Annotated in this window: 14 protein-coding genes and 2 riboswitches; of the genes, 9 read left to right on the top strand and 5 right to left on the bottom strand. The window is 71.1% G+C overall.

The window, feature by feature from the left end:
- Positions 1-341: 341 nt before the first annotated feature.
- Positions 342-1,130 (top strand): AfsR/SARP family transcriptional regulator, encoded by a 789-nt coding sequence (locus Mam01_RS18670; protein ID WP_204286576.1) that lies wholly within the window; start codon positions 342-344, stop codon positions 1,128-1,130.
- Here Mam01_RS18670 and Mam01_RS18675 read toward each other — a convergent pair.
- Positions 1,109-1,993 carry a hypothetical protein gene (locus Mam01_RS18675; RefSeq protein WP_204286577.1) on the bottom strand — a complete coding sequence of 295 codons (885 nt, stop codon included), beginning with the start codon at positions 1,991-1,993 and terminating at the stop codon, positions 1,109-1,111. The two genes, Mam01_RS18670 and Mam01_RS18675, sit on opposite strands and share 22 nt — an antisense overlap.
- 379 nt (positions 1,994-2,372) lie before the next feature.
- Here Mam01_RS18675 and Mam01_RS18680 point away from each other — a divergent pair, with 379 nt between their 5' ends.
- Positions 2,373-3,143, top strand: coding sequence for an AfsR/SARP family transcriptional regulator (locus Mam01_RS18680; RefSeq protein WP_204286578.1), 771 nt, complete (start codon positions 2,373-2,375; stop codon positions 3,141-3,143).
- On the opposite strand, the gene Mam01_RS18685 is transcribed toward Mam01_RS18680, so the two are convergent.
- Entirely contained in the window at positions 3,122-3,967 is an 846-nt protein-coding gene (locus Mam01_RS18685; RefSeq protein ID WP_204286579.1) for a DUF4240 domain-containing protein, read from the bottom strand. The two genes, Mam01_RS18680 and Mam01_RS18685, sit on opposite strands and share 22 nt — an antisense overlap.
- A 103-nt stretch (positions 3,968-4,070) precedes the next feature.
- On the opposite strand from Mam01_RS18685, the gene Mam01_RS18690 reads away from it, so the two are divergent.
- From Mam01_RS18690 to Mam01_RS18715, 6 genes are all read left to right on the top strand, one after another.
- Positions 4,071-4,301: a ribbon-helix-helix domain-containing protein gene (locus tag Mam01_RS18690; protein WP_204286580.1), complete on the top strand. Its 231-nt coding sequence runs from the start codon at positions 4,071-4,073 to the stop codon at positions 4,299-4,301.
- Entirely contained in the window at positions 4,291-4,611 is a 321-nt protein-coding gene (locus Mam01_RS18695; RefSeq protein WP_204286581.1) for a type II toxin-antitoxin system PemK/MazF family toxin, read from the top strand. The genes Mam01_RS18690 and Mam01_RS18695 overlap by 11 nt, the downstream gene beginning before the upstream one ends.
- Before the next feature lie 101 nt (positions 4,612-4,712).
- Positions 4,713-4,810, top strand: a riboswitch (glycine riboswitch).
- Positions 4,811-4,906, top strand: a riboswitch (glycine riboswitch).
- A gap of 43 nt (positions 4,907-4,949) precedes the next feature.
- Positions 4,950-6,041 (top strand): glycine cleavage system aminomethyltransferase GcvT, encoded by a 1,092-nt coding sequence (gene gcvT, locus Mam01_RS18700; RefSeq protein ID WP_204286582.1) that lies wholly within the window; start codon positions 4,950-4,952, stop codon positions 6,039-6,041.
- Positions 6,038-6,427, top strand: a complete 390-nt coding sequence (gcvH, locus tag Mam01_RS18705) for a glycine cleavage system protein GcvH (protein WP_204286583.1) — start codon at positions 6,038-6,040, stop codon at positions 6,425-6,427. Before gcvT ends, gcvH begins: the two co-directional genes overlap by 4 nt.
- 34 nt (positions 6,428-6,461) lie before the next feature.
- A complete protein-coding gene (locus Mam01_RS18710; protein WP_204286584.1) occupies positions 6,462-7,835 on the top strand; it encodes an L-serine ammonia-lyase in 1,374 nt (457 codons plus the stop codon).
- A 73-nt stretch (positions 7,836-7,908) separates the two neighbouring features.
- Entirely contained in the window at positions 7,909-9,354 is a 1,446-nt protein-coding gene (locus Mam01_RS18715) for a hypothetical protein (protein ID WP_204286585.1), read from the top strand.
- On the opposite strand, the gene Mam01_RS18720 is transcribed toward Mam01_RS18715, so the two are convergent.
- Positions 9,283-9,756, bottom strand: a complete 474-nt coding sequence (locus Mam01_RS18720) for a hypothetical protein (RefSeq protein WP_150939347.1) — start codon at positions 9,754-9,756, stop codon at positions 9,283-9,285. The genes Mam01_RS18715 and Mam01_RS18720 overlap by 72 nt on opposite strands.
- Before the next feature lies 1 nt (position 9,757).
- Positions 9,758-10,573, bottom strand: coding sequence for a DUF6286 domain-containing protein (locus tag Mam01_RS18725; RefSeq protein ID WP_204286586.1), 816 nt, complete (start codon positions 10,571-10,573; stop codon positions 9,758-9,760).
- Positions 10,574-10,764: 191 nt separating this feature from the next.
- Between Mam01_RS18725 and Mam01_RS18730 the strand changes: the two genes are divergently transcribed.
- A complete protein-coding gene (locus tag Mam01_RS18730; RefSeq protein WP_204286587.1) occupies positions 10,765-11,940 on the top strand; it encodes an amino acid deaminase/aldolase in 1,176 nt (391 codons plus the stop codon).
- Between the two features lie 38 nt (positions 11,941-11,978).
- Here the strand turns inward: Mam01_RS18730 and Mam01_RS18735 are convergent, their stop codons facing one another.
- The gene (locus tag Mam01_RS18735) at positions 11,979-12,314 is read right to left on the bottom strand and encodes a DUF3618 domain-containing protein (RefSeq protein WP_204286588.1); all 336 of its coding nucleotides are present in this window, start codon (positions 12,312-12,314) and stop codon (positions 11,979-11,981) included.
- Positions 12,315-12,439 lie beyond the last annotated feature (125 nt).

Consider the following 12,439-nt stretch of genomic DNA (forward strand, 5'->3'; position numbering starts at 1 on the left):
TTGACATATAACCGACACATTTCCTATACACGTCACTTATCTCTACTCCTTGCCGGCGCCAGGACACGCGCCTGCGCCTTGGTAGCCCCGACCGGCGAAGGTCTTGACGTTGTCGCTGGTCAGCGCATGTACAAGCCCGGGCATCGAGCGGCGCCATCGGCTGCGACGTTCAGCCTCGCCCCCAGCTCACCGGCACCGTGCACGAAACGACATCAAGTGTGCAGAAAAAGACAAGACACTCATGCCCGTCCCTTGCATGCTGATTCCAGCGGACACCGGGGAAGCCGTCGAAGCGGATCATTATGAAAAACGCTCACTAGCCGCCATGCGCGAGGGGGACCGTGCTGTACGCGTTGCTTGGACCGTTCCTGGCTTTCGACGTCCAGGGCGAGGTCATCGCGGAGCTCACGCCGAGGCAACGGCAGCTCCTGGCGTTACTCCTGCTCAACGTGAACATCGTCCTGCACCGTGACAGGCTGATCGACCTGCTGTGGAACGGCCGTCCGCCCGACTCCGCCCGCCGCAATCTCACCACCTACATCGCGCGCCTGCGCCGCCTGCTCTCCCCTCGCGAACCGGCGAACTCCGCTCTGCGGACGGTCGGCAGCGGCTATATCCTTTCCGCGCCCTCGGCCTCTGTAGATGTCGACAGGTTCAATCATCTGACAATGCACGGAAGAACGGCCCGGGACAATCGCGATTACCACAACGCGGCCGAACTGCTCGAAGACGCCCTGCGGTTGTGGCGGGGCGACGCCCTTCTCGATCTCAGGCGAGTCGACGCGCTCGCGGTGTGGGCCGACCGGCTCGACGAGGACCGGCGCACCGTCACCGAGGACCTGTTCGACGTACGGCTGGCAGCGGGGCAGCACCACGAGGTCGTCAGCGCCTTGGCCCAGTGGGCGTCGACGCACCCGCTGCGTGAACGCCCTCACCGGCAGCTCATGCTCGCCCTGCACAGATCCGGTCGCACTCACGAGGCGTCCATGGCCTACCAGCGCCTTCACCGGACTCTCGTCGACCAGATGGGCGCCGGCCCCGCTCCCGGCACGCGCACACTCCATCAACGCATCCTGGCCGACGACCCGGAGATCGGCGGGTCCCTCGCCTACGCGTCCGGTGTCTTGTGAAGGGCCGCCCGGCCGTCCTCGGTCCGTCCGGGCGCCAGTTCGTGAGCGGATCGCACCTCCCAGAGGATGGCCACCACCGCGTGCAACTGCCCGAAGGTGAAGACGGGTGGTTCGTGGATGCCGAAATCGAAGAAGTTGTCCAGGCAGAAGGCGAACGCGCCCACCAGAACCGAGATCCAGCCCAGCAGCACCGTGAGGGTGGACCACCGCCTCTCGCGCATCTGGGCCGCGACGACGAACGCCAGCCAGACGAACCCCAGGAACTGGACCAGCTTGACCAGGGTGAGTGCCATTGCCCCGGCCGTCCCCGGCAGGACGAAGGCGATATCGAGCGCGCGCAGGCACGTGGCGCCCGCGCCGATCAGGCCCGTACTCAGCATCAAGGTGCGATGAAAACGGCCGGTTCTGCGGAGAACATCCGGAAACCGCATCATCACCCATCCCTGCAGCAGCGTGGCGAGCAGGACCACAACGCTGTAGGGAAGCGGCACGAGGTGTGACAGGAACGCGCCCGCGGCCAGTGAGTACAAACTCCACCGGACCACGCGCACGCGGGGGTCACCGGCCGTGCCCGCATCGGCGTCCTCCGGCCGCGTCACCGGCCCGCGCACCACCACACAGATCAACCACGCCTGCGCCGCGAGGGTCGCCGCGAGCACGAGCACGACGGCGACAGGAGGGAGGCCCGCCGGGACGACGAAGCCGACCACGGCGGACACGGGAAAGGTGAGCCGCCTCAGTGCGGCGATCGCGTCCCCGCCCGCCGACAGGGTCTGCACGACCAGGAGGAGAACGAGCAGGAGATAGACGACGACGGCCTGCACGGCGGCCTGCCGGAAACGACGGCGACGAAGGACGTGCATCACTCTCCCGAGCAGTGTCAGGAGGTCCGGGAGAGCGACCTCATGAGACCGGTTGACCGGGCGCTCCGCCCGGCCCGGCAATCATGGCCCGGCGGGGATCCCACTTGCCGGCGTTTGCACCGGCTCATGGCCAATCACGATGATGTAACCGCTTTCATCACATGCACGTGCATGTTCGCTGGGCATTCATCGCTTTACGGACAGCAATGGCGAGTGCCGAACAACGCATCTGCGGGCGGCCGGAAAACGCGCAATTTTGACGAATGAAGCCGGAGAGAGATATCGTCAAACGCCGATCAAAGCCGCCGTCATCGGCGCGTTCACGCTGCCTTGCGCGAGGGGAACCGTGTTATACGCCGTGCTCGGACCGTTTTCGGCCATGAACGACCGAGGAGACGCCATCGCCGGCCTCGCCGCGAGACATCGGCAGCTCCTGGCGCTGCTCGTCCTCAATGCGAATATCGCGCTGCACCGGGACCAGCTCACCGGACTGTTGTGGAATGGCCGTCCCACCATTTCAGCGCCGCGCAATCTTACCACCTACGTCGCACAGGTGCGGCGGCGGCTCTCCCCCCGCGACCCCAGCCTTTCTCCGGTCCACACGGTGAAGGGCGGATACCTTCTTTCCGTCCGGCCCGGATCCGTGGACGTTGCAGAATTCAACCAATGGGCGGCGCAGGGCAGAATCGCTCGCGAGAATGGCGATTACCACAATGCGGCGCGGTTGTTCGAGAAGGCGCTGAGCCTGTGGCGGGGCGACGCCCTCCTCGATGTGCGGCAGATCGACAGGCTCCGCACGTGGGCCGAACGGCTCGACGAGGACCGGCGCGCGGTGACCGAGGACCTCTTCGACGTACGGCTGGCGCTCGGGCACCACCGCGAGATCGTCGGCGGCCTGGCCCAGTGGGCGACCCGGCACCCGCTGCGCGAACGCCCCCACCGGCAGCTCATGCTGGCCCTGCACCGGTCGGGCCGGACCCACGACGCCTCTGCCTCCTACCAGCGGCTGCGCCGCACCCTGGTCGACCGCCTCGGCACCGAGCCGTCCCCCGACACCCAGGCCCTCCACCAGCGGATCCTCACCGGCGAGGATCCTTCGTCCGCTGCGGCACGTCTACGTGTGGCTACTCAGCGCGCTGAGCGTGCGTGACACACCTCAGGTACATGAGTGAGCTCGCGTCCGAACCTCCTTCGCCGCCCTACGGCGTGCAGGAGACCAGCACGACGCCGACGCGGAAGGACCTCGCCGAACTCGTCAACCAGGCTCAGCGGCGCCGGGTCGCGATCGGCGAAGTAGGACCTGTCCCTGTCGAAACTGGCCCTTACGGTCTCCTTTCCTCGCTCGACGCGCTCGCGGCTCCTGTCGGCGTTGACGGTGACGCTCACCTCGACCTTCCGCAGTCCCGTCTGGCTCCACCAGGCGCGCCACTCGGCGGAGTCGTTCAGAGCCTGGTCCATAGCGTGCGCGGCCTTCATGTAGGCACCCGGGGCGCTCTTCCAGGCCGACCCCCGGTAGGTCTCGCACCACCGGCCACCGTCCGGCAGGCAGGACAGCATGGGGTCGAAGTTCCCGGCCCAGTCCAGCCCGGCGACGTCCCACAACGCGGTCGCCACGACGTCCACGAGCAGTTCGGCCTGCCCCGCCTCCCACTCCTCGCCCTCGACGGCCGCCGGATCGGCGAGCACGGCCTCGTACCGGGTCCGCCCGGAGGCGACCACCGCGTACAGCAGGTTCTCGTACGCGTCCCCGACAAGCGGGATCGGCGGACGGCCCTCGTCGCCGACGTCGCGAACCGGACGCCCTTCCAGCGGCAGGGCGGTCAGCGCCCGCACCTTCCCGGCGAGCAGTAGGCAGAACGCCTCCACCGCCTCCGCCTTCAGCGACGTCAGGCGCTCACCCAGTAGATCGGCGCCGTCCTCGTCGATCACCCCACCGAGAGCACCGATGAATCCCCAGAAAGTCTCGTCTGTCACCGATCAAACCTGCCACATGCCCCGAGGGGGATTACTCCAAGCGCAAAATAGGTGACCCAATGTGATGGAAGACCGGCGGGTGACGTCCACGTACAGTGACAATATGGCTGTGCTGACGATCGAGCTTGATCCGACGACCGAGCAGATCCTGGCCCGGCTGACAGCCGACGGACGGTCGGCCACAGACGTGGTGCGGGAGGCCATCAGGCTCGCCGACCGCCTCCGCTGGCTGGAGCAGGCCCGCGCGGACGCGGAGAGGCTTGGCAAGGACCCGGACGACCTCGCCGAGGTCCGCGCGATCCGCCAGGAGCTTGGGCATCCGGATGCGTGGTGACGTCTACCGCCTGCGCGCCCCTCGGGGCGCCGTCGGCCACGAGCAGCGTGGCGAACGGTTCGCGATAGTGCTGCAGTCAGACGGCTTCGCCCTGTCCACTCTCGTCGTCGCCCCCACCTCGACCAGCGCGGGCCGTGCGGTGTTCCGGCCCGAGATCGAGGTGGAAGGCAAGACGACACGGGTACTCGTCGACCAGCTCAGCGCCGTGGACGCCACCCGGCTCGGTGACTTCTCCGGCCGCCTCGACCCTTACGAGATGCATGAGATCGACGTCGCGTTGCGCGGCTTCCTCGGTCTGTTCCATCGATAGCCCGACGCTGATGGTGCAGGCGGGAACCGTGAGTGTGACAAAGCGGGAGGGCTGGCAGGTTACGGGGGCGGCGGCGAACCACTAGGCTGGCAGCTCACCGATCATCCCGTGCGGGAGAGCGTCCTGGCAGCCGGTCAGGGCCCCTGAAGGAGCAAGCCCTCCCCGCGAACCTCTCAAGGCAAAGGACCGCGCGGGCCAGGTGACCTCTGGAAAGAAGGCCGTGAGGCCTCGCCGAAGGTGAAAGTCCGGCAAAGATCGGACGAAGCTCTCAGGCGCCGATGACAGAGGGGGAGGATGCCCGATAGTTCAGTGCAGCATCCGTCCTTTCCGAGGTCCGCATGTCCCGATCCACCCCGCTTCGCGGGGTACACGAACGCCTTGGCGCGACCCTGACCGACTTCGCCGGATGGCAGATGCCGTTGCGGTACGGCAGCGAGTCGGCCGAGCACAACGCGGTGCGCACGGCCGCGGGGCTGTTCGACCTGTCCCACATGGGGGAGATCTTCGTCACCGGCCCGCAGGCGGGCGAGGCGCTCGACCACGCCCTGGTGGGCCACCTCAGCATCCTCGGCCCCGCCCGCGCCCGTTACACGATGATCGTGAACGAGGACGGCGGCATCCTCGACGACCTCATCGTCTACCGCCTCGACGAGGACCGGTACATGGTCGTCGCCAACGCCTCCAACTACGCCGTCGTGGCGCGCGAGCTGATCGCCCGGTCCGAGGGGTACGACGCGCGGGTGACCGACCGGTCCGACGAGTACGCGCTGGTGGCCGTGCAGGGGCCGCGCGCCGCCGAGATCCTGCGCGGGCTGACCGACGCGGACGTCGACGGCCTGAAGTACTACGCCATCCTCCCCGGTGTCGTCGCCGGGGCGCCCGCCCTGATCGCGCGGACCGGCTACACCGGCGAGGACGGCTTCGAGCTGTTCGTCCTCAACGAGCACGCCGTACCCGTGTGGGACGCGCTCACCGAGGCCGGCCGTGACCTCGGGCTCGTCCCCGCCGGGCTGTCGGCCCGCGACACGCTGCGCCTGGAGGCCGGCATGCCGCTCTACGGCAACGAGCTGACCTCCTCGGCCACCCCGTTCGACGCCGGCCTCGGCCGGGTCGTCCGCTTCGACAAGCCGGGCGACTTCGTGGGCCGGTCGGCCCTGGAGCGGGCCGCGCAGGACGGCGCCACGCGGCGGCTGGTCGGGCTGGTGGCCCGCGGCCGCCGGGTGCCCCGCCACGGCTATCCCGTCACCCGGGAGGGCGCCGTCGTCGGCGAGGTGACGAGCGGCGCACCGTCGCAGTCCCTCGGCAAGCCGATCGCCATGGCGTACGTGAGTGAGGACGCCCTCCGCGAGGGCGGCCTGACGGTCGACATCCGGGGCAGCCATGAACCGGTCGACGTCGTCGATCTGCCTTTCTACAGGAGGAGCAAGTGAGCAGCATTCCCGAGGACCTGAGCTACACCAAGGAGCACGAGTGGGTGGCCGGGATCGATGACGGCCTCACCGTGACGGTGGGCATCACGGCGTACGCCGCCGAGCAGCTCGGCGACGTGGTCTACGTGCAGGTGCCGGAGACGGGCGCGACGGTGGCGGCCGGTGACGCGGTCGGCGAGGTCGAGTCGACCAAGTCCGTGAGCGACATCTTCGCTCCGGTCGCCGGTGAGATCGTCGAGACCAACTCCGCCGTCGTGGACGACCCCTCCCTGGTCAACACCGACCCGTACGGCGACGGCTGGCTGTTCCGCGTGCGGGTGGAGGGGGAGCCGGAGGACCTGCTGTCCGCCGCCGAGTACGGCACGCTCACCTCCGGCGAGTCCTGACGGTCCCGGCGACGCACGGGAAAGGCGACGATCAATGGCGATCAGCGTCTTCGACCTGTTCAAGGTGGGGATCGGGCCGTCCAGCTCGCACACGGGCGGTCCGATGGCCGCGGCGCACAGGTTCGCCCGCGGGCTGCACGAGGACGGGCTGCTGGAGAAGGTCACCCGGGTCGAGGCCGTCCTGTACGGCTCGCTCGGCCTGACCGGCAAGGGCCACGGCAGCGACAAGGCGGTCCTGCTCGGCCTGTCCGGCGACAAGCCCGAACTGGTCGACGTCGACACCGCCGACGAACGGCTGGCCGCGATGCGGGCGAGCGGCACCGTGATGTTGTACGGCCTCCGGGAGATCCCGTTCGTCGTCGGCGAGCACCTCGTCTTCGAGCGCAAGGTGTCGCTCCCCCACCACCCGAACGGCATGCGGTTCACGGCGTACGCCGACGACGCCGTGCTGCGCGAGAAGGTGTACTACTCGGTCGGCGGCGGCTTCGTGGTGGACGAGAACGCCACCGGCGCCGACCGGATCAAGCCCGACGACACGGCGCTGCCGTACCCCTTCACGACCGGGCGGGAACTGCTCGCGCACTGCGCGGAGACCGGCCTGTCGATCTCCGGGCTGATGATGGAGAACGAGCAGGCCTTCGGCCGTACGCCGGAGGAGATCCGGGCCCGCCTGCTGCACCTGTGGGAGGTCATGGCCGAGTGCGTGCGGCGCGGCACCACCCGTGAGGGCGTCCTGCCCGGCGGGCTCAAGGTGCGGCGCCGGGCGCACCAGCTCCACCGCAAGCTGCAGGGCGAGGCCGAGGGGGCCGACCCGCTGCGGGCGATGGACTGGATCACGCTGTTCGCGCTGGCCGTGAACGAGGAGAACGCGGCGGGCGGCCGGGTCGTCACCGCCCCCACCAACGGCGCCGCCGGGATCATCCCGGCCGTCCTCTCCTACTACCTGCGGTTCCTGCCGGGCGCCGGCGAGGACGGCGTCGTCCGCTTTCTGCTCACCGCGGGCGCGATCGGCGTGCTGTTCAAGGAGAACGCCTCCATCTCCGGCGCGGAGGTCGGCTGTCAGGGCGAGGTCGGCTCCGCCTGCTCGATGGCCGCGGCGGGCCTCACCGAGGCCCTCGGCGGCACCCCCGAGCAGGTGGAGAACGCCGCGGAGATCGGCATCGAGCACAACCTCGGCCTGACCTGCGACCCCATCGGCGGCCTGGTCCAGATCCCGTGCATCGAGCGCAACGCCGTCGCCTCGATCAAGGCGGTCACCGCCGCGCGCATCGCGCTGCGCGGCGACGGCCGGCACTTCGTGCCGCTCGACAAGGCCATCAAGACGATGCGCGACACGGGCCGGGACATGCTCGACAAATACAAGGAGACCTCGCGCGGCGGCCTCGCCGTCAACGTCATCGAATGCTGACCGCGCTCGCCTCATGCGTGTGGAAAACGCCCACTAGGGTGGTGCCCTCGCCGACGAGGAGGAGGGCCGTCACGTGAGGTGGCGCGAGGCGCTGCGCCCGCATCGGGCGTTCCTGGTCCTGCTGGCGGCGGGCGCCGCCCTGCGGGCGCTCGCCGTGCTCGGCTACCGGCCCGCGCTGTGGTTCTGGGCCGACTCGTTCGCCTATCTCAGCTCCGCCCTCGACCTGCGGCCCCTGCCCTCCCGGCCGTCCGGCTACTCGCTGTTCCTGTGGGCGCTGAGCCCCCTGCACAGCATGATCGCCGTCGTGGTCGTCCAGCACCTGCTCGGCCTCGGCATGGCGGTCTGCGTCTACGCCCTGCTGCGCCGCCGTACGCGGCTGCCGGGCTGGGGCGCGGCCCTCGCCGCCTCGCCGGTGCTGCTCGACGTCCACCAGATCCAGCTCGAACACCTGGTCATGGCGGACCTGCTGTTCACCGCCCTGGTCGTGGCCGCCGTGACGATCCTGCTGTGGCGGCCACGGCCGGGCGGGTGGTCCGTCGTCGCGGCGCTGCTGCTGCTCGGGCTGGCGACGGTCACCCGGACCCTCGGGCTGCCGCTGATCGTGCTCGCGCTGCTCCCCGTGCTGTTCGCCCGGCGCTGGCGGGCCGCGTTCGCCGGGCTCGCCGCCGCCTCGGCCGTCCTCGGCGGGTACGCCGTCTGGTTCCACGACGCCCACGGGTCGTACGGGATGGGCGGCAGCAGCACCTGGCTGTGGTCGCGCACGATGACCTTCGCCGACTGCGCGGTGATGAAGCCGCCGCGCGACCTCGCGGTGCTGTGCCCGTCGGGGCCCCGGCTCGCCGCGCCCGCCTACATCTGGGACGCCCGCTCCCCCATCCAGCGGGTCAAGAAGGACCGGGAGCGGCTGGCGGGCGAGTTCGCCTCGCTGGCGATCCGCAGCCAGCCCCTCGACTTCCTGGCGACCGGCCTGCACGACGCCCTGTGGGCGTTCGAGTGGGACCGCAGGCCCTACCCCTCCGCCGGGCCGCAGAGCGCGTACGTCTTCCCCGCCTCGGTCAAGCCGTTCACCTCCAAGATCGCCTCCGGCGGCCGTACGGCGGCCGAGCTCACCACCGCCTACCAGGGCGCCTCGGGGGACACGCGGATGGCCGAGCCGTTCGCGGGATGGCTGCGCGCCTACCAGGAGCAGGGCTTCCTGCGGGGACCGCTGCTCGCGGTCGTGCTGCTGGCCGGGCTCGCCGGGCTGCTCGCGCGGCGGTGGGCCGCGCTGCTGCCGTGGACGGCCGCGATGGTCCTGCTCCTGCTGCCGCCGCTGATCGCCGCCTTCGACCACCGTTATGTGGTGCCCGTCGTGCCGCTCGCCTGCCTGGCCGCCGGGCTGGCCCTCGGCGCCCCCGCGACCCCGCCCGACGCCAGAGCCGGCGCCGCGACCGGAGGCCGCAGGCGGTCAGCGTCCGCGAACGTGCAGGCGGACGACCGCGGGCGCGTCGTCCCGGCCGACCGTGCGGCGAAGGCGTGAGACCGCCGACTCGTCCAGCCGCCTGATCACCTGCCGCAGGTCGGCCGACCGCTGCAGGGACACCGCCACCCGCAGCCTGCCGTCCCCGGCCACTCTGACCGACAGGCGGCCGATCCCCTCGATGCCCTTGAGCGCCACGCCGAGCATCGCGATGCCCGCGCCGGTGCGCCTGCCGAGCCGTCCCCAGCCGAGGGCCAGGACGAGCCAGCGGCTCGCGACCAGGGCGACCAGCATCGCCGTCCCCGCCAGGAGGGGGAGCGCCCACGGCCGGCCGCCGAGCGCGTCCAGGCCGACCGGCGCCGACCCGGGCCGCCGTGCGACGGCCAGCAGGCCGAGCCCCCCAGCGACCAGCACCAGGCCCACCAGGAGCAGTCCGACGCGGTTCCCCAGACGCGGCCGCATGTCAGTTTCCCCTCCCCCGGAGCCGTACGACCACCTCGTGGCGGGCCTGGACGCCGAGGCCGGCCAGCCGGTCGCCCACGGCCGCGCCGACCTCGCGCAGCACCGCCCCGGTCCGCGCCGTACCGGTGACCACGGTGACCTCGATCCGGCCGCGGAGGATGTGCACGTTGGCGCGCCGGACGTCCTCGACCTCCCGCGCCGCGGAGATGAGCGTGCGGCGCAGCCCGACGCGGGTCAGGCCCATCGCGAGCAGCGGGTCCTCGCACCGCAGGGGCACGAGACGGGGACGGCCGGGCACGACGGCGAGGGCCACCAGGCCCGCACCGCAGACGATCATGCCGACCGCGGCGAGCGGGACGGCGGGGTCCGCCAGGGTGAGGTGCAGCAGGCGGGGCGGCAGCCGCCAGGGCAGCGGCACCCTGAGCATGACGGCGACGGCCTGGACGGTGAGCCCCCAGCCGAGCAGGGCGAGCACGGCGGCGACGACGATCGCGGCGGGGGTGCGCCCCGGCCGCAGGACGCGTGCGACGGTACGACGGCCGGCCGTGCCTTCCCCGGGGACGGTCATGCCGCCTGTTCCGGTGACCTCGTCGCTCCGGGCCCAGCCGGAGGTCCCGGAACGGATGACGGCTCCGCCTCCCGTGGCGCGTAGGGCGTCCTCCGCGTACTCGGCGTACTCCGCATGCACGTCGCCGCCGGAATCCCCGGCGCCGTTGGCGCCGCCTGGGCCGTCAGGGCCGCCGGAGCCGCCTGTGCTCCTGGCGCTCCTGGTGCTCCTGGCCGACGAACCCGTCAGGATCTCCTGCAGGATGCTCATCAGCCGTTCACCCCTCCCGCGCACCGCGCAGGGCCCGCTCGGTAGTCACGCCCTCATGGGTATATCGGCGCCGCGCCGGGGCGGGCGGGACACCCGCCCGCTTGCGCGATCATGGCGGCGTCCCGGCCGAGATTTTGCCCAGACTCAATTAACGTGAACCAGGCTCATATATTCGGCGTTAAGCTGCCCTCATGGACGACCGGCAGCGCCTCGACCGGGCGACGGCCCACCTGGAGCCCCCCTTCGCGGTCCTCGACATGGACGCCCTGCGGTCGAACGCGGCCGCCATGGTGCGCCGGGCCCGGGGCAAGCCGATCCGCGTCGCGAGCAAGTCGATCCGCTGCCGGGCCGTGCTGGAGCGGGTCCTGGCCATGGACGGCTTCTCGGGAGTCATGGCGTTCACCCTGCCCGAGGCGTTGTGGCTGGTCTCCATCGGCCTGCGGGACGTGCTCGTGGCGTACCCGACGGCCGACCGGACGGCCCTGCGCGCCCTGGGGTCGGACGAGGCCGCGGCCCAGGAGATCACGGTGACGGTCGACTCGCCCGAGCACCTCGACCTGATCGAGAGCCTCCGCACGCCTCACCCGATCCGCGTCTGCCTCGACATCGACGCGGGCTTCGTGGCCTTCGGCGGCAGGTTCCGCGCGGGCGCGCTTCGGTCACCGGTCCGGGAGCCGGAGCAGGCCGCCGCCGTCGCCGCCGACGTCGCCGGGCGCCCCGGGCTGCGCCTGGCCGGGCTCATGGCGTACGAGGCGCAGATCGCCGGGGTGGGCGACGACGTCCCCGGGCCGTACGGCCGGGCGGTGCGCTGGATGCAGCAGCGGTCGCGCCGCGAACTGGCCGTACGGCGCGGCCGGATCGTGCGGGCCGTACGGCAGGTCGCCGACCTGGAGTTCGTCAACGGCGGCGGCACCGGAAGCATCGAGAAGACCATCGCCGAGCGGGCGATCACCGAGGTCGCGGCCGGCTCGGGATTCTTCCACCCCCGGTTGTTCGACTTCTATCGCGGCTTCACCGGCCGGCCCGCGGCGCTGTTCGCACTGCCGGTGGTGCGCCGGCCCGCCCCGGGAGTCGTGACCGTGCTCGGCGGGGGTTATCCCGCCTCCGGGGCGGCGGGGCCCACCCGGCTGCCCCAGCCTTACCTGCCGGAGGGACTCCGCTACCACCCGGACGAGGGAGCGGGCGAGGTGCAGACCCCCCTGCTCGGGGAGGCCGCGGCAGGGCTGCGCCTCGGCGACCGCGTGTGGTTCCGCCACGCCAAGGCCGGAGAGTTGTGCGAGCGTTTCCCCGTGCTGCACCTCGTCGAGGGAGACCGGGTTGTCGAGGAGGTTCCGACATACCGGGGCGAGGGCATGACGTTCCTCTGACGCCCTCCCCCTCGGTGTCGCCGATCAGCGCGGGCCGGTCAGCGGGACCGGCGGCGCAGCAGCACGATCGTCGCGCCGACGGCCACCACGATCCCCACGCCGATGAGCACCGGGGCGAGGCTCCGCGCCGGATACTCGCCGGGCTCGGCCTCGGCGCCCTCCGGGCCGTACGTGGTGATCCCGCGCGGCGGGCCCAGCACCAGGTCTTCCACGGACGCGACGAAGTCCATCGCGTTCGCCTTGGCCTTCGCCACGCCGCGCTCGGCGACGCGCTTCGGGCTCACCCGGTCCGCGATGGCGTCGACCGTGCGAGCGAGCTCCGCCCGCGTGCGCTCGATCCTCTTTTCCAGCGCATCGGGATCGGTGTCCGCCATGCGATCCCCCTCCTGTGGTATTCGTGTGTGATCAGTCTGCCAGGTCCGGCAGTCGCCCCGTACAGCGGACGAGCCGGTAGTTTGGTTGTCGCTTGCCCGCCGATCGCCGCGGGTCACCTTTTCCG

The organism is Microbispora amethystogenes, assembly GCF_016863015.1.
Taxonomy (GTDB): domain Bacteria; phylum Actinomycetota; class Actinomycetes; order Streptosporangiales; family Streptosporangiaceae; genus Microbispora; species Microbispora amethystogenes.